The organism is Achromobacter sp. JCM 18799, from assembly GCF_055395645.1.
The window spans coordinates 7,050,696-7,067,272 of the sequence record NZ_AP043866.1 but is presented as its reverse complement, the minus strand read 5'-3'; the positions used below and the strand labels follow the sequence as shown (position 1 = coordinate 7,067,272).

Annotated in this window: 13 protein-coding genes; 2 read left to right on the top strand and 11 right to left on the bottom strand. The window is 67.1% G+C overall.

The window, feature by feature from the left end; translation table 11 throughout:
• Positions 1–49: 49 nt before the first annotated feature.
• Positions 50–3,685 carry a YhdP family protein gene (locus ACZ5YA_RS33535; RefSeq protein ID WP_464091835.1) on the bottom strand — a complete coding sequence of 1,212 codons (3,636 nt, stop codon included), beginning with the start codon at positions 3,683–3,685 and terminating at the stop codon, positions 50–52.
• A gap of 112 nt (positions 3,686–3,797) precedes the next feature.
• On the opposite strand from ACZ5YA_RS33535, the gene glnE reads away from it, so the two are divergent.
• Positions 3,798–6,578 carry a bifunctional [glutamate--ammonia ligase]-adenylyl-L-tyrosine phosphorylase/[glutamate--ammonia-ligase] adenylyltransferase gene (glnE, locus tag ACZ5YA_RS33530; protein WP_251879504.1) on the top strand — a complete coding sequence of 927 codons (2,781 nt, stop codon included), beginning with the start codon at positions 3,798–3,800 and terminating at the stop codon, positions 6,576–6,578.
• An 84-nt stretch (positions 6,579–6,662) separates the two neighbouring features.
• A complete protein-coding gene (locus ACZ5YA_RS33525) occupies positions 6,663–7,337 on the top strand; it encodes an epoxyqueuosine reductase QueH (protein WP_054458727.1) in 675 nt (224 codons plus the stop codon).
• On the opposite strand, the gene ACZ5YA_RS33520 is transcribed toward ACZ5YA_RS33525, so the two are convergent.
• The 10 genes from ACZ5YA_RS33520 to ACZ5YA_RS33475 form a co-directional block, all read right to left on the bottom strand.
• Complete coding sequence (locus ACZ5YA_RS33520; protein ID WP_251877070.1) at positions 7,338–8,297, bottom strand: AraC-like ligand-binding domain-containing protein; 960 nt, start codon at positions 8,295–8,297, stop codon at positions 7,338–7,340.
• 148 nt (positions 8,298–8,445) lie between these two features.
• Positions 8,446–8,928 (bottom strand): c-type cytochrome, encoded by a 483-nt coding sequence (locus ACZ5YA_RS33515; protein WP_223283447.1) that lies wholly within the window; start codon positions 8,926–8,928, stop codon positions 8,446–8,448.
• 38 nt (positions 8,929–8,966) lie between these two features.
• Positions 8,967–9,488 carry a methylamine dehydrogenase light chain gene (locus tag ACZ5YA_RS33510; protein WP_419342685.1) on the bottom strand — a complete coding sequence of 174 codons (522 nt, stop codon included), beginning with the start codon at positions 9,486–9,488 and terminating at the stop codon, positions 8,967–8,969.
• Positions 9,472–10,110 carry a methylamine dehydrogenase accessory protein MauD gene (mauD, locus tag ACZ5YA_RS33505; protein ID WP_464091834.1) on the bottom strand — a complete coding sequence of 213 codons (639 nt, stop codon included), beginning with the start codon at positions 10,108–10,110 and terminating at the stop codon, positions 9,472–9,474. Before mauD ends, ACZ5YA_RS33510 begins: the two co-directional genes overlap by 17 nt.
• 11 nt (positions 10,111–10,121) lie before the next feature.
• Positions 10,122–10,679, bottom strand: a complete 558-nt coding sequence (locus tag ACZ5YA_RS33500; protein ID WP_280016801.1) for a MauE/DoxX family redox-associated membrane protein — start codon at positions 10,677–10,679, stop codon at positions 10,122–10,124.
• Positions 10,676–11,866, bottom strand: coding sequence for an amine dehydrogenase large subunit (locus tag ACZ5YA_RS33495; RefSeq protein WP_251877076.1), 1,191 nt, complete (start codon positions 11,864–11,866; stop codon positions 10,676–10,678). Before ACZ5YA_RS33495 ends, ACZ5YA_RS33500 begins: the two co-directional genes overlap by 4 nt.
• A 32-nt stretch (positions 11,867–11,898) precedes the next feature.
• Complete coding sequence (locus ACZ5YA_RS33490) at positions 11,899–12,777, bottom strand: transporter (RefSeq protein WP_059378892.1); 879 nt, start codon at positions 12,775–12,777, stop codon at positions 11,899–11,901.
• 68 nt (positions 12,778–12,845) lie between these two features.
• A complete protein-coding gene (gene styD, locus ACZ5YA_RS33485; RefSeq protein WP_464091833.1) occupies positions 12,846–14,357 on the bottom strand; it encodes a phenylacetaldehyde dehydrogenase StyD in 1,512 nt (503 codons plus the stop codon).
• A gap of 180 nt (positions 14,358–14,537) precedes the next feature.
• Entirely contained in the window at positions 14,538–15,527 is a 990-nt protein-coding gene (locus tag ACZ5YA_RS33480; RefSeq protein ID WP_464091832.1) for a quinone oxidoreductase family protein, read from the bottom strand.
• Between the two features lie 71 nt (positions 15,528–15,598).
• A complete protein-coding gene (locus tag ACZ5YA_RS33475; RefSeq protein WP_251877082.1) occupies positions 15,599–16,576 on the bottom strand; it encodes a DMT family transporter in 978 nt (325 codons plus the stop codon).
• Position 16,577 lies beyond the last annotated feature (1 nt).

Below are 16,577 nucleotides of genomic sequence, written 5' to 3'. Positions count from 1 at the left end.
GCGCCCAGGGCGTTTTTCTTTCATGGATCGGACAGACTGCCTGCGCGGCTCACTGCCCGCCCATGAACTCCTCCAGCGTGCCGGGCTGCGGCGCCGGGCGCGGGGTCTGCTTGTTGCCTGCCGGCTTGCCGGACGCGTCTATCGGCTCGATCTTGGGGTCGTCCCAGCTGCCGGTGACGGCGTATTCCATGGTCATGGCCCGCGCCAGCGGCTGCTTCAGCAGCCACTGCGTCACGAACGCACCCAGGCCGATCAGCGGATTGACCGCCAGCGCCGTCACCATGGCCGCCCCGCTGGCGTCCAGGTTCGGAATCACCACGGCCTTCATGTCCCAGCGTTCGCGGATGATGTTGACGCCGCCCGCCAGCACGATGGCCGCCACCGGCCCGTTGATCTTATAGCCCTCGGTCGACGCCGTGCCGTCGGCCAGCTTGACCTTGCCGCGGATGGTGTCAAAGGGGAAGCCGTCGCGCAGCAGATTGGTGGGGTTCACATCCAGCCGCGCCAGCCGCTGCAGCGACTGCAGGGACAGCAGCTCCAACAGTCGCGCGGTGCGCGAGTTGACGTGCATGAAACGGCCCTTGTCCAGACTGACGTCGACCTCGCCCGTCAGGTCTTCGACCTTGTGGGTCCAGGGCAGATTGCGCCAGGTGGCCTTGCCCTGCATCGTGCCCTTTCCGCCCGAGACCACTTTCTCGAGGCCGATGCGATCCAGGAACTTGCCTACGTCTTCGAACTTGACCGAGGCGTCCACGGTCAGGCCGCGGCCCTGGCCTTCCAGGTTCCAGTTGCCGGTAGCGTTGAGCGAGGCCGCGTCGTTGACGATGGACAGCTTGTCCAGGCGCCATTGGCGGCCGCGCTGCAGGTTCGTGCCCTGCACCTGGAGTTCGCCCACATTCTTGCCGTACAGCAGGAATTCCTTGGCCTGCAGGTCGATCGCCGGGATGTCGGACAGGTCGTTGCCAGAGGACAGCGCCTCGTCGGCTTTGTTGGTGTCGCCCTCGCCGCCCAGCGACAGGTGCTTCAGGCGCGCGGTGATCTGGCCGGCGATGGCGCCCGAAGCCTCGCGCCATTCAAGCGAACCCGTGGCCTGTTTGGATTGCAGATCCACGCGCCATTGCGCGGGTCCCGGCCGGGTCGCGTACAGCGTCAGGTCGTTCAGGGTAAAGCCGCCGGTCCGCAAGACGCCGGCCGCCAGGCTGATGCGTTCGGCCGCAGGCAGCATGGGCTTGGGCGCGGCACGGCCCTTGGCCGCAGGCGCACTGAAGCCGTCGGACACTTTTTCCCAGGCGTCCATGTCCAGTTCGGGCAGGCTCGCGTTCAGGCTGAATCCGCGTTCCGGCAGGCTTGCCGGACGATTGATGCCCAGCGCGCCGCGCGCGAAATAGGATTGAGCCCCTTCGGACGGCGCCCGTTCGAACAACGCGTTGACGCCATCGCCCAGGCTGGCGGTGAGCCAGCGCCGGTTCTGCGCCCCACGGTCCTGCGCGGGCGACCATTGCACTTTGAGCAACTGCGAGGCCTGGGCGGCCTTGCCCACCGGAGCGGGCATGTCGATCGCCATGCCCACCAGATCGGATTCGACGGAGATGTCCACCGCGCCGCCGCGCTGATAGCCCACCTTGCCCTTGTAGGCCGCCTTGCCCGAAAGGCGCGACATGGACGGCGTGTTGCTCAATTGGGTCAGCGCCGGCCCGGCCAGCGTGCCCTCGAAGCGCAGGGCGTCCGTGCTCTGCGCCAGGCGTCCGTATATCCGCGCCGGGCCGCCCAGGAACTGGGCCCTCAGATCCTTGGCCTCGACACCCGTCTCAGAGAACGCCAGGTCGCCGTGCATCTGGCTGAGCAGCGGCATCTCCGGCATGAAGGTGAAGGAGTTGCCCGCGAACAGGATGTTCCCCTGGACCTGGGTGTCATCGGTGTTCAACAGCGGCACCTTGAGCTTGAGCCCCACCCGCCAGTCGCCGGTGCCGCGTGCCTCGTCCAGCGCGCCATCCAGCAGCTCGCCCAAGGGCGAGTTGGCGGCCAGCGCCAGATAGGCCGGCACGGCGCCGGACGTCTCGCCGGTCAGCAGCAGTTCGGAGTTCTCTTCCATGTTGGGAATGGTTGCGGAAACCGCCCCGAGCGTTACGGTATGCCCCGGCCCGGTATGCGCGACCGCGCCGCCCGCGCTGTCCAGCGCCAGGCTGACCTTGTCGATGCGGAAATTGCCGGACAGGTTCTCCAGCATCGGCCAGCCCTTGCGCCGTTCGCGCGCAGGCGCGTAATCGACCTTGGCGCCGCTGAATGCGCCGGCGATCACGAATTCGCCCTGAGCCCCAGGCGCGCCAAAAGGAAACTCGTCGAGATCGCCCTTGAGCGTGATGGAGGCGGATTGCATTTCGCCCGCGGGCAAGCCGATAGCCAGCCATTCGCGCGCATCGGCGTTGACCTCCAGGGGCAGATAGCGATGGATGGCGGACATGGAGCCGCGCGCCATCACGCCGTGCATGTCGACGCTGCCCGCCGCGGTCTTGCCCTCGGGGCGCCACTGTCCCTGCACGCGCACGTCGAGGTCGTCGTTGACCAGTTGCAGCTGGCCTATGTCCACGAACCAATGCTTGGCGTCCGGCCCCTTGACGGAGGCATCCAGCGCCACGTCGCGCACCGCCAGCGTGGGTTGCTCGAAGACGCCGGGCAAGGACAGCGTCAAGTGCTCGGCCTTGCCGCTGACCGACACCGCCGGGGCGCCGGGGCTGCGCGCCAGCGGCACGCTCTCCAGTTGCATGAAGTCGCCCGGCAAGCCCTGGACGCGGGCCTGGACATAGCCGGCCTTGAAACCGGGCGCCGCGGCCCCTTGCGCCGTCTCGGTCCATTGCAGGCCGCGCACGGCAGTGTCCGCGGTCAGGTCCGTGAACTTGCCACGCTCCAGCTGCAGCCATGCCCGCCCGCTCAGACGGCCCGCTACCGCCGGGACCTCGAACCACGGCTGCCACGCCAGCGGTTCGGCGTCGTCCAGCTGGAGATACAGCTGGCCGCCCCAATTACCGGGATTCGCCGCGTTCACCGAAAACAGGCTGCGGTTGAATTCGCCGCGCAGCTCGACATTGCGCGCCAACGCGTCGCCCGCTGCGGCCTTGAGCACGAAGCGATGCGACAAGCTGCCGTTGCGCGCCAGGAAGTCGACGCCCGTCAGGGTCAGCTCCGGCGCGCGGCGCAACTCATCCTGCCAGCGTATGGTTGCGCCGCGGATGCGCAGCTCGCGCTGCGCGCCCAGCCAGCGCAGGGCCGGATGGTCCAGGTCGGAACGCTGATCGCCGCTATTGAGATCGATGTCCTGGCCCGCGACCCACAGGTGATTGGCGGGATCGCGCCGCAAAAGGAGTTCGGGCCGGTCGAGCTGCAGCCGCAGCAGCTTGGGTGACAGGACCAGGATGCTGCGCCAGGCCAGCACCGCCGAAACGGAAGGCAAGGACAGCACGGGGTCCACCTCGTCGTCGTAGACTTGGACGGAGGTGAGATCGAGTTTGGGGTTCAGGCCGTGCCAGTTCGCCTGGATGGAGCCGATGGTCACTCGGGAGCCCAACGCCTTGCTGGCGTAGGCTTCGATCTGGGGACGCCATTGGTCCACGCGGGGCAGGACCCAATAGCGCACGCCCAACAGTCCGAGAGCCACGACGCCATAGACGGTCAGTACGGCCCAGAACACCCAACAGAGCACTTTTTTTGAAACAGACACGGATCGGTGGGCAGGAGAAGAGGTCTTGCAGTATCGTCCCCACTTATACCTGAAACGCGCCCATTGCGCCGCCCCTTTCGCCATGTCCACGCCCTCTACGCTTGCCCCCGCCCTTGCCTGGTCCGGCCATCTGCGCCGCCGCCTGGATGCCCACCCGGATCTGGCCGCCTGGCTGAACGATGCCGTGCGCGAACCCGTCACGCCCGCGCAGATCGCGCGCTGGCAGGCAGAGCTGGCCGGACCCCAGGCAGGCGACACGCTGCCGGTGGACGCCTGCCGCATGGTGCTGCGCAAGCTGCGCGAACGGGTCTTCAACACGCTCATCGTGCGCGACCTGACCGGCCAGGCCGATCTGGAAGAAGTCGTGGGCGCCATGACCACGCTGGCCGACACCGCGGTGGCCTCGGCTTATCGCAGTGTGGCGGCGGACCTCGCCGCCGTGCATGGCGTGCCGCGCGACCCGGCCACCGGCCTGCCCCAGGAAATGCTGATCGTGGGCATGGGCAAGCTGGGCGGCTGCGAACTGAATGTCTCGTCCGACATCGACCTGATCATGCTGTACGGCGAAGAAGGCGAAACCGACGGCCCGCGCCGCATCAGCCATCACGAGTTCTACGGCCGCCTGACGCGGCGCATGATGCCGGTACTGTCCGAAGTCGACGCCAACGGCCAGGTGTTCCGCACCGACCTGCGCCTGCGCCCCGACGGCGACGCCGGTCCCCTGGCCTGGAGCCTGGACGCGTTGGAGCACTACCTGATCGGCCAGGGCCGCGAGTGGGAACGCTACGCTTGGCTCAAGGCCCGGCTGATCCCGGCCCAGGCCTTCGAAGGCAGCGACAGCGCCGCCCAGGCTCGCCAGCTGGAAAGCCTGCGCGTGCCCTTCGTCTACCGCAAGTATTTCGACTTCGATGCGCTCTCGGCCCTGCGCGCGCTGCGGGAACGCATCCGCCAGGACTGGCAGCGGCGCGCCAGCGCGCGCAACGGCATCGACAGCGCCAACAATATCAAGCTGGGCGACGGCGGCATCCGCGAAATCGAATTCGTGGTGCAGCTTGCCCAGCTGATCCGCGGCGGCCGCATGCCCGCGCTGCAAAAGCGCGGCCTGCTGGAAGCGCTGCACGCGGAAAGCGCCGCCGGCCTGGTGCCCGAGGAAGACGCGCGCCGGCTCGAAGAGGCCTACCGCTACCTGCGCCGCACCGAGCACGCCCTGCAATACCGCGAGGACGCCCAGACCCATCTGCTGCCGGGCGACCCCGAACAGCGCGCCGCCCTGGCCGCGGCGCTGGGCATGAGTCCCGCGGACTTCGAAAGCACGCTCACCGCGCACCGCCAATTCGTCTCGCAGACCTTCCGCAACGTATTCCGGCTGGTCGGCATGGGCGACGCCGAAGTGCCGGCGCCCGCGCCCGGCGTTGCCGACCCCGGGTCCGGCCCGGACGAGCCAGACAGCAGTTGCGAACTGGCTGAACAGATCAGCCAGGCCTTCGGCGACGACGCGCAGGACCTGTTGCGCCGTACCGAAACCCTGCTGGGCAGCCACCGCGTGCGCAGCCTGCCCGAGAGCAGCCGCAAGCGCATGGACGCGCTGCTGCCGGCCGCCCTGCGAGCGGCCCTGCAGACCCCTGCGCCGCTGCAAGCCACGGTGCGGCTGTTCGACCTGATCGAGAAAATCGCCCAGCGCAGCGCCTACCTGGCCCTGCTGGCCGAATACCCCGACACTCTGGCGCGCGTGGCGCGCATGGTCGCCGCCAGCCCCTGGGCCGCGCAATACCTGACCCAGCACCCCCTGCTGCTGGACAGCCTGATCGACTGGCGCACCCTGTTCGAACCGCTCGACTTCGGCCAGATCGCGCGCCAGCTGACCGCCGACCTGGACGCCTGCCGGCTGCCCGACGGCGACCCGGACATCGAGCGCCAGATGAACCTGATGCGCGACATGCAGCGCCAGGCCAGCTTCCAATTGCTGGCGCAGGACCTGGAAGGCGAACTCACCGTGGAAAAGCTGGCCGACCAGCTGTCCGCGCTGGCCGACCTGCTGCTGACCGAAACCATCCGCCGCACCTGGCCGCTGGTCAACAAGGCCGAGGGCGCCGAACCACGCTTCGCCGTCATCGCCTACGGCAAGCTGGGCGGCAAGGAACTGGGCTATGCCTCGGACCTGGACCTGGTGTTCCTGTTCGACGACCCGCGCGACGACGCCGCCGAGGTCTACGCCAAGCTGGGCCGGCGCATGACGTCGTGGCTCTCGACCATGACCTCGTCCGGCCGCCTGTACGAAGTCGACCTGCGCCTGCGGCCGGACGGCGACGCCGGCCTGCTGGCGGTGTCCGTGGAAGCTTTCGAGCAGTACCAGCACAAGCACGCCTGGGCCTGGGAGCACCAGGCGCTGACCCGCGCGCGCTACGCCTCGGGCGACGCCAGCGTCGGCGCGCGCTTCGAGCAGATCCGCGAGGACATCCTGGTGCTGCCGCGCGACGCCGCCAAGCTGCGCGAGGAAGTGCTGGCGATGCGCGAAAAAATCAACGCAGGCCACCCCAACAGCAGCCCGCTGTTCGACCTGAAGCACGATCGCGGCGGCATGGTCGACGTGGAGTTCGTCACGCAATACCTGGTGCTCTGCCACTCGGGCACGCATCCGGTGCTGGTGCGCAACCTGGGCAATATCGCCCTGCTGCGCCTGTCCGGCGAGGCCGGCCTGATTGCTCCCGAGCTGGCCGCGCGCGCCGGCGACGCCTACCGCACCCTGCGCCGCGTCCAGCACCAGATGCGCCTGCAAGGCGTGGAAAAGGCGCGCGTGCCGCAGGACCAGCTGCTGGAGGAGCGCGCTGCCGTGCGCGAACTCTGGGACGCGGTGCTGGGCTGAAGGCATGGGGGGACGGGGCGCCCCCTTCAGCGGCAACTCAGCGTAAAATAAGGGGTTTTCCGCCTTATTTGTTTCCTGCAAGCCATGTCCGAACTCGTGCGCCCCAAACTCGACCTGCCCGCCGGCCGCCGCAAGGTGCTGATGCACTCGTGCTGCGCGCCCTGTTCCGGCGAAGTCATGGAAGCGATGACCGCCTCAGGCATCGATTACGCCATCTACTTCTACAACCCGAACATCCACCCGGTCAAAGAGTACGAAATCCGCAAGCAGGAGAACATCCGCTTCGCCGAGCAGCACGGCATTGAATTCATCGACGCCGACTACGACATGGACAACTGGTTCGACCGCGTCAAGGGCATGGAAAACGCGCCCGAACGCGGCGAACGCTGCACGGCCTGCTTCGACATGCGCTTCGAACGCACGGCGCTCTACGCGCACGAGCATGGCTTTGACACCATCACCAGTTCGCTGGGCATTTCGCGCTGGAAGGACATGAACCAGATCAACGGTTGCGGCGAACGCGCCGCGGCGCGCTACGACGATCTGATCTACTGGACCTACAACTGGCGCAAGGGCGGCGGCTCGGCCCGCATGATCGAAATCAGCAAGCGCGAAAACTTCTACCAGCAGGAGTATTGCGGCTGCGTCTATTCGCTGCGCGACACCAACCGCCATCGCCGCTCGCAGGGCCGCGAACGCATCCACATCGGCGTGAAGTTCTACGGCAAGGAAGACCTGATCAACGAGGAACAGCTCTGATCAGGACGGGCGCCCATGGCGCCGGTACTCCGACGGCGACACGCCGAAACGCTTGCGGAACGCGTGGCTGAAACGCGCCGCATCTGAGAACCCGAATCTGTAGGCGATGTCGCCGATCGGCCGCGCGGCCTGAACGGGGTCGCACAGCGTATCGCAGCAACGCTCGAGCCGCGCGCTGAGGATGAAGTCGGCCGGGGTCGTGGAAGCCTGCGCGAACAGGTTGTAGAGATAGCGGCGCGACATCCGGAAGGCCGCGGCGGCTGTCGCCGGCGACAGCGCCGGATCATGCAGGTTTTCAAGCATGTGCTGCTGCACCCGGCGCAATTGCGCCTGGCGCAGTTCGGCCTGGTCGTGTTCGGCCTGCCCCCCTGCCCGCTCGCTGATATCCAGCCCCATCATCTGCAGCACCGCATTGGCGGCATCGCGCGAGGCGCTTTCAGACAGATGCGCGTGCTCGGTCAGCGCCACGCGCAACAGGTCCATCGCCATGCGCCCGCAACCCTGGCGCGCGCTGAAGCTGCGCGCCACGGCATTCTGCATGAAAGACTGCCAGGCCTCGAAATGCTTGCCGGGCACCTGCATGACCAGGAAGTGCGCGCCATCGTCGACGTCGACTTCGTACGGCCGGGTAGTGTCGTAGATGCTCCATTCGCCCGGCACCAGCAAGGCGCTGCGCCCCGACTGGCGGATCTCGCTGCGGCCCGCGAGCTGCAGCGTCACCTTGTAGCCGGACGACTCGGAACGGTTGGCCAGCAGCTTGCTGCGACGCACGCGCTGGGCGCTGCTGCGCAACTCGCAGACCTGCATCCAGCCCAGCGAATCCACCGCCACGCTGTTGCGGAAACGGGCCGGAAACACCGCGGACACTTCCAGGGGAACGAAGGTATCGCTGACATTTTCCTGCCAGCTTGCGCAGTCCAGGAAGTGCCTGGGCTCGCTGCGCAGAAGGGATGGGGACATGGCGACTCCGGCGTCTCGAAACGGCGTGCCTGTTTGCCTGGGACGGCCTGCCTGGCGACACAGCTACAGCGTTGAATGGAATGCTGCCTCTTTCTAGCATCGGTCGGCGCCAGGGAGTATCGGTGACAACCCCTAAGTGCCTGTTCCTCTAAGGTTTTCTGTCGCTGCCATAGGAATAGTCGGCCAATTGGAAACCGAGTTGCGACAGCGCCTGAGCCAGGCCATGACGCACCGGCACCACGTCCTCGTAGCGGCGCGGCCGGACCTGCGCGACTTCCTGTTCCGTGTACGGCCGGAAATCCGGCGGCAACTGCGCCGCGCTGAATTCCTGCACCACCCAGTTCAGCACGGCCGCGAGCTCGGCGTTGCTGAGCTGCGATTGCGCGGCGCCCGGCACGCGGACCAGGTAGTCGCGGCCCTGCGGCAGATGCACGAACGCGCCCACGGAATTGCGGAAATCAGGAATGCCATGGCGGCCGCTGCCGCGGCCGTCCACGCGATGGCAGCCCGCGCATTGCAGCACGTAGTCGGCGCGGACAGCCGCGCGCAGCCTGTCGGCCGCGGCGCCGTCAGCGGCCGCCTGCTCTGCGGCCGCCGCCCCGCCCACGCAAAGCAGGACGGCGGCGCACAACCCGCGCCACCCATGCCGCGGCGGTCGCCTTTCCGGCCTCATGATTTTGGCTTCGGCTTGGCCAGGCCCACGATCACCGAAGTCGTGCAGTGGAAGATGGAGGACTCGTTGGACATGCACCAGTTCACATCGTTATGCAGGAACATCTGATAGCCCGGCCGCTCGCGCTCGGCGGACGCGCACATGCATTTGCCGCAAGCAGCCTTGCCGCAGCAATCGTTATAGCTGATCAGGTAGTCCTTGCCGTCCAAGGGATTGTGGCAGGTGCCGACCCACGACACGGCCGAAGGCGAGGTGCCTGGCGGGCAGGACGTCATGCTGCCCCCGCAGCATGAACACAGAAAGCCGTCCACCGCGCAATAGCGCCAGTAGTCGCACGCCGTGTCGTCCATCTGCGGCTTCTTGGGGTCCGTGGGCGCGGACCGCGCCACCGGCAGCACCGGCATGAGGAATGCCGTTCCGACCAGCGCCCGGCCGATGCGGTTGAGCACGCTGCGCCGGGAAGTGGTGTGCGCAACCGAGCGCGCGGCGCGCTCCGCGAGTTTATCCAGCCATTGCATTGCCGCTCTCCTTGCGGGAAATCCGGGTTTCTTCCAGCGTGCCGGCGGCCAGGAACTCCTGCACCGAAGCCACGCCCAGCTCCTTCGCGGTGAACAGGCTTTCGAGCTGTTCGCGCGAGTTGATCAGGCCCTTGGCGCGCAGGGTTCCGGTTTCATCGATCAACACGGCATAGGGCAGCTTGCTGATCTGGAACTTCATGCCCAGCTCGGTCGACAGCAAATACGGGAAACGCTCCAGGCCCGCCTGCTTGTAGAACGCCAGGTGCTCGGGCATTTCGCCGTCGCTGGCCAGCACGATGCGCAGCCAGGCGCTTTCCGTGCTGGCCACCGACTTGAGGATCGGCAGCAGCTTCTTGCAAACCGGGCAGGTCGGGGAAAGAAAGAACAGCAGCTGGCTGTGCTGGCCGCGTTCGCCCACGACGATACGGCGGCCCAGCAGATCCGGCAGCTCGAAGCGCGGCGCAGGCTCGCCCACGCTAGGGCCCTTGTCCATCGTCAGCGCCCCCATCGGCGCCACGCGCTCGTACAGCACGCCGATCTGCCGCGACAGCGCCAGGATGACCAGCACCAGGCAGAGCACCACGCCCCACAGCAGGAAATTGGAAATGATCAAGGCATCCATGTGAGTTTCCTTCAGAGATTGCGCAACTTGAGATGGGAGGCCAACAGGTGATTGGCGGTGAAGTACAGGCCCACGGCAGCCATGGCCAGGCCGAAGACGGCGGCGGAGTCGGCCCACTGCAGGCCACGCGATTGGCCCGCCGCGGCGATCAGCGCGGGCGCAGCCCACAGCGCCAGCAACGCGTTGCGCAGCACCAGCCACCACGACAGCCCGCCACGTTGCGCGCCGCGTCCCGGCCCGCTGGCGGCGGGACCGCCGCAACCGCAGTCGATGTCGCGATGGCCGCGCAGCAGGTTGAAGGCCAGCGCCAGCGTCGCAGCCGCCAACACCAGCAGCGCCAGTTGCGCGCCCGCCGCCTGTCGCGCCGGGGCCAGCAGCAAGGCGCCGGCCAGCGCTTCGCTCAGCACGAAGAGCCACGCGAACGCGCCGCTCCACCCCGCCGGCAGGATGCGGTAGGCCGACACGATGGCGGTGAAGCCTGCAATGTCCTTCAGCTTTTCCAGCGCCCCCAGGAGCAGCACGCAAGCCAGCGCCGCGCTCGCGGCATACAGCAGCACGGGATCGTTCATCGCGCACCTCGCGGTTGCGGTTCGACCTGCAGCGCGGTTTCGCCGGCCGCCTGGATCGTGCCCTTGAGGACCGGCGCGGCCGGCGCGGCGTCGTAGACGTTCACGTTGCCGCCGTCGATCGTGTACAGACGCGGCTGGTCGTCCTGCGAAACCGACATCGACAAGGCATTCTGGCCCGGCACCCGCGCCACCCGCTGGTGCGTGGCCAGGTCGTAGACCCAGATCTCGGCGGCCGGCGTCTTGTGCGAACCTTCGGCCCCGTTGGGATGCATGCCCACATACAGCCGCTTGGCGGCCTTGTTGATGGCCAGCAGGTTGTAGCCGCCAGGGCGCCAGCCCTGGTCCTTGCCCGCAGCGTCCAGCAGGGACCAGGGCTTGCCGAACGCGGCTTCCTTGCCGCTGAAATCGGCGCTGTAGACATTGCCGTTGTAGGACACGAAGTAGTAGGTATCGCCCAGGTTCTCGGTGTGCGTGAAGATGGGATCCTTCTCGGGGTCGAACATGGGCTGGCTGCGCTGCTGCCCGGCTGGCTTGCCGGCCGGGTCCAGGTCCACGGTAAGCAGCGCGCCGTCGCCGCAGATGCTGGCGAAGCTGCGCGGGCGCGAAGGCAGCACGATGATGCTCCAGCAGCCTGCGGCCGCGGTGACCTCATCCGCGAACTGGCGCGTCTGCAGGTTCACCACCGTGACCGAGGACGCGGGCGTGGCGTTCTGCACGAACAGCAGCGCCCCGTCCGTGCTCTGCTGCAGATAGTTGCGGTAGTTCAGCGCCTGCGCGCGCTTCTGTGGGATCGGCACCTCGTACTTGGGTGTGAGCGTTTCGGCGTCCCAAGCCTCCACCACGTCGGTGCGCTTGCCGCGGTTCAAGCGCTCGTAGTAGGTCGTCATGACGTAGATGTCCTTGCCGTCCGCGGACACGGTCATGTGGCCGTTGAACGACGCGGGCACCATGCCCAGGAACTTCATGGAGTCGCCGTCGTAGATGTTGACCCGGCTGTCGACCAGGTGGTTGAAGACGGCATCCATCACGTACAGCCTGTGCGGCGTGGCCGGCGGCAGGCGGGTGCCGCCCTTGAGCTCTTCCACGGGCAGGTCCGCCCGGGCTAGGCCCGCCGACGCCGCCAGGGCGGCGCACAGCGCCCACCGTCCGGCCCGCGATGCGCATGATCTGGCGCTAGGCGCGTTCATCGATATTCTCCTGGTCTCATGGTCCGGTTCTCCTAGAACGCATAGACGTAGCGCAACTGCACGCCACGCATCCGCGGTCCGTTCTCGACCTTCAGGTCGTGGATGTACTGCATCTGAATCTGGTTGGCGTCGTTGATCTGATGCGTCAGTTCGACGGCCAGCTGATGATTGCGCGCCCGCGTGGCGACGGTCTCGCCGGACGAGGTTTCCTTGCCGCCTGTCTCGTAGCGGTAACGGATGCCGGTGTAGGTGTCCGGCGTCAGGTTGGTCGAGGCTAGCGCGAAGAAGCGGAACGAGGGGTCCTTCTTCAGCGTCTGCCCATACCAGTCCGTATTGCGGCCGTAGATCTCCACTTCGGCGATGGCTTCGAGATAGGTGGATTCGCCGAAGCCCTGCACGAAAGCGAAATCCTGGATGGTGGACCAGCGGTTCTTGCCTGGAGACACGTCGGGACGCGAACCGTCGTATCGGCCCACCGGCGCCACCACAAAGGGTTCCCAGGCGAACCAGGTCTTGGTCTGCTCATTGTTGTACAGCCAGATGGCCGACCCGAGCGTCAGGTCGCCGATACCCGTCTGGTGGTCGCCGGGCGCGCCCGGCAGGTCCAGCGAGGTCCGATACATTGGCACGATGAATTCGAGCTGCATCGTCTTGCCGTAGAAGTCGCGATAGTGCATCTGGCGATACACCAGCGCATTCACGTCGACGGACGCGCCGTCCACCCGCTGCCCCTCGGAGTACAAGCCCGAGGATCGCAGTCCCGCCAGATACCCGGCGATGATATTGGTGCCCACCGGCGCGGGTATCCAATCCCGCGCGCTGGGGTCTCCCGCCCATGCCGTCTGCGACGCTGCCGCGCACGCGAGCAACAGCACGGCCCGCCTGCGGGCCAGGCTACCTGTCCCTGCCATGTCTTCCCCTTGGTGTCATGAAGGCGCGGCCACCGGTATTTCCCGGCTTGGGCCGAGCGCTCATCGTTCTAGTAAGCGATGCAAACGGACTTCCGTTCCAGGTACATTTCCAGCACGGCGCGGCCGTGCTCGCGGCCGATGCCGGACTGCTTGAATCCGCCGAAAGGCATGTTGGGATCCAGCATGTTGTGCGTGTTCACCCAGACGGTGCCGGCGTCGATGTGCGGGATCAGGCTTTGCACGCGGGAGAGATCGTTGCTCCAGAGGCTGGCGCCCAGGCCGTAGGCGCTGTCATTGGCCAGCCGCACCGCATCGTCCAATGTGTCGAAGGGCTGCGCCACCACCACGGGTCCGAAGATCTCCTCGCGGACGATGCGCGCCCCCGGCGGCACGTCCGCAAAAACGGTGGGCTGCACGAAGTAGCCCGAACCGCTGCCGCTCCCCCCGCCCGCCAGCACCCGTCCGCCTTCGCTGCGTCCGAGGCCGATGTAATCCATGACGCGCTTCTGGTGGCGGGCCGACACCAGCGGGCCGACCTGCGTGGCCGGATCGAATCCGGAACCCAGCTTCATGCCGGCGGCCAGATCCGCCAGCCCCTGGACGACCTTGGGATACAGGCCCTTCTGCACATACAGGCGCGAGCCCGCCGTGCAGACCTGCCCCTGGTTGAAGAAAATGGCGGCGGCGGCCCCCTGCACCGCGCGGTCGACGTCGCAGTCGTCCAGCACGATCACGGGGGACTTGCCGCCCAGCTCCAGCGAGACCCGCTTCATGTCGTCCATCGCGGCGCGCCCGATCAGCTTGCCGACTTCGGTCGAACCGGTGAACGCGATCTTGTCCACGCCAGGATGCGCGACCAGCGCGGCGCCGGCAGTCTCGCCCCGGCCGGTCACGACGTTGACGACGCCGGACGGGAAGCCCGCCTCCAGCACCAGCTCGGCCAGGCGCAGCGACGTCAGCGGCGTTTCCTCGGCGGGCTTGAGCACGACGGTGCAGCCCGCGGCCAAGGCGGGCGCGATCTTCCAGATCGCCATCAACAGCGGAAAATTCCACGGAATGATCGCGGCCACCACGCCCACCGCCTGCGGCAAGGTATAGGCGCTGTACCGCACGCCCGGAGGAAACGGTATGGACAGCGACAAGGTGTCGCCCGTGATCTTGGTCGCCCACCCCGCCATGTAGCGCAGCCACTGTGCGCCCGAGCCGACTTCCAGGCCCTGCGCCACGCCCAGCAGCTTGCCGTTGTTCAGGGTTTCCAGGCGGGCCAGTTCGGTGCCGTGCTGCTCGATCAGATCGGCCAGTTTCAGCAACAGGCGTTCGCGCCCGGCGGGCAGCATGTCGCGCCAGGGACCGGATTCGAAGGCGCGCCTGGCGGCCTGCACCGCCAGGTCCACCTGCCGCGGCCCGGCGTCGGGCTGATGGGCGATGACCGCGCCCGTGGCCGGATCATGCACGGCGATGGGCGCGCCTTGTCCTTCGCGCACCGGCTTGCCATCGATGAGCATGGCTTCCCGGATGGCGGCCAGTTCCGGGCGGTCAGATCCGGCGTGGCCGGCGGCGCTTGCGCTTGCTGAAGACATTCGAAGCTCCAACGAAATGGTTGAAGCCAGGATAGCAACGGCCTTCCCGGAAGGCTTGTCGGACCGTGCATGGCGATTTGTCATTCTGCGCACGGCGCAAAAAAAGCCCGGCAATGCGCGCCGCGCGGTGCCGGGCCTGGCGCGGCGCCCCTTTGGGGCCCGCGCACCGCGGACGTCGGATCAGTCCAGCATCAGCACCGTGGCGCCGGTGGTCTTGCGCGCGGCCAGCGCGGTCTGGGCCTCGCCGGCCTGCTCCAGCGAGTAGCGCTGGTCGATGCGGACCTTGATCTTCTTCTTCAGGACCTGGTCGAACAGCTCCTCGGAGGCGGCCTGCAGCTTGGCCAGCGTGTTCACGTGCAGGCCCAGCGACGGGCGCGTCACGTACAGGCAGCCCTTCTGGTTCAGCGTCGCCAGGTTGACGCCCGACACGGGGCCGGACGCGTTGCCGAAGCTCACCATCAGGCCGCGCGGCTCGATGCAGTCCAGCGAGGTTTCCCAGGTGTCCTTGCCGACGCCGTCGTACACCACCGGCACCTTCTTGCCGTCGGTCAGTTCGAGCACGCGTTCGGCCACGTTCTCGCGCGAGTAGTCGATGGTTTCCCAGGCGCCGTTGGCGCGGGCCAGCTCGGCCTTCTCGGGGCTGGAGACGGTGCCGATCAGCTTCACGCCCAGGGCCTTGGCCCATTGGCATGCGATCAGGCCCACGCCGCCCGCAGCCGCGTGGAACAGGATGGTCTCGCCGCCTTGCAGGCGGTAGGTCTGGCGGAACAGGTATTGCACCGTCAGGCCCTTGAGCATCAGGGCTGCGGCTTCGTCAAAGCCGATGCCCTTGGGCACCTTGACGACCTGCGCCGCCGGCACATTGCGCGCCTTGGCGTAGGCGCCGATGGGGCTCTGGCCGTAGGCGACGCGGTCGCCCTTTTTCAGATGCGTGACGTCGGCGCCGACGGCGGTCACGACGCCCGCGCCCTCGAAGCCCAGGCCATGCGGCAGCGCGTGGGGATACAAACCCGTGCGGTAATAGATATCGATGAAGTTCAGGCCGGCGGCGTGCTGCTCGATCGTGACTTCATTGGCGGCGGGCGGAGGCACTTCCACCTCGACCAGCTTCAGGACTTCAGGACCACCGTGCTGCTCGATACGAATTGCCTTGACGAGATTGCTGGCCATGCTGGCCTCCTTTCATTGGAAAAAATGCTAACGAGAGCCTGTCTGCGGCCCCTGAACGAGAAAAACCAGATTCAACGCGATGGCCGGGCCTCGTCCTGCCTGACGGACGCCAGCCTGCCGGCCCCGCCCCCCATCAGCACGAATACCCCTGCCAGCACCAACGCGGTCCCCGCCATCTGCCACACCGTGATGGGCTCTTGCAGGAACCACGACGCCAGAAACAGCACCGATACCGGCCCGATCATGCCCAGCAGCGACGCGGTGGGCGCGCCGATCAGCGCCACCGCCCACATCAGCATGAACACCGGCACCACGGTATTCAGCGTGGCGTGGATCACCGAATACCCGTAGACCCCGGCAGGCTGGATCAGCATGGACGGGGGATGCACGGCAAAGAACTGGATGATGCAGGCCACGCAGGACACCAGCATGGCATACGCCACCAGGCGCGTCGCGCCCAAGCGCTTGACCAGTTCCCCCGAACAGATCAGGTACACAGAATAGCTTGCGGCCGACCCGAAAACGAACAAAGACCCTAACAGCACCTCGCTACCGCCGAAGGACAGGTCGTGGGCGAACACCAGCACCACCCCGGCATAGGACAGCGCCATGGCCATCCACTGGCGGCGCTCGACCGGGCGTTTGAACCAGAACGCCGACAACAGCACCACCAGCGAGGGCGACAGGAACAGGATCAGGCGCTCCAGGCTGGCGGTGATGTAGCGCAGCCCCAGAAAGTCCAGGAAGCTGGACAGGTAATAGCCCAGCAGGCCCAGCACGCAGACCTGCGCGCGCTCCCTCCAGGTCATCACGGGGATTTCGCCGCGCGCCGCGCGGCGCGACTGATACCAGGCCACCGCCGCGAAGAACGGCATGGCGAACAGCATGCGGAAAGCAATGAGGGTGACCGCGTCGATGCCATAGCGGTAGGTGAACTTCACCACGATGGCCTTGGCCGAGAACAGGACTGCGCCCAGGGTTGCCAGGAAAAAGCCGGCAGCGCGGTTGGAAAGGCGGAAGGGCGGCGAAAGCTTGGCAAGGCGATTCATG

Bases quoted from the DNA above. Each gene is read 5' to 3' on its own strand.
- mauD (WP_464091834.1), bottom strand. From the start codon at position 10,110: ATGGATGCCTTGATCATTTCCAATTTCCTGCTGTGGGGCGTGGTGCTC.
- ACZ5YA_RS33520 (WP_251877070.1), bottom strand. From the start codon at position 8,297: ATGTCCCCATCCCTTCTGCGCAGCGAGCCCAGGCACTTCCTGGACTGC.
- ACZ5YA_RS33500 (WP_280016801.1), bottom strand. From the start codon at position 10,679: ATGAACGATCCCGTGCTGCTGTATGCCGCGAGCGCGGCGCTGGCTTGC.
- ACZ5YA_RS33475 (WP_251877082.1), bottom strand. From the start codon at position 16,576: ATGAATCGCCTTGCCAAGCTTTCGCCGCCCTTCCGCCTTTCCAACCGC.
- ACZ5YA_RS33490 (WP_059378892.1), bottom strand. From the start codon at position 12,777: ATGGCAGGGACAGGTAGCCTGGCCCGCAGGCGGGCCGTGCTGTTGCTC.
- ACZ5YA_RS33525 (WP_054458727.1), top strand. From the start codon at position 6,663: ATGTCCGAACTCGTGCGCCCCAAACTCGACCTGCCCGCCGGCCGCCGC.
- ACZ5YA_RS33480 (WP_464091832.1), bottom strand. From the start codon at position 15,527: ATGGCCAGCAATCTCGTCAAGGCAATTCGTATCGAGCAGCACGGTGGT.
- glnE (WP_251879504.1), top strand. From the start codon at position 3,798: ATGTCCACGCCCTCTACGCTTGCCCCCGCCCTTGCCTGGTCCGGCCAT.
- styD (WP_464091833.1), bottom strand. From the start codon at position 14,357: ATGTCTTCAGCAAGCGCAAGCGCCGCCGGCCACGCCGGATCTGACCGC.
- ACZ5YA_RS33495 (WP_251877076.1), bottom strand. From the start codon at position 11,866: ATGAACGCGCCTAGCGCCAGATCATGCGCATCGCGGGCCGGACGGTGG.
- ACZ5YA_RS33510 (WP_419342685.1), bottom strand. From the start codon at position 9,488: ATGCAATGGCTGGATAAACTCGCGGAGCGCGCCGCGCGCTCGGTTGCG.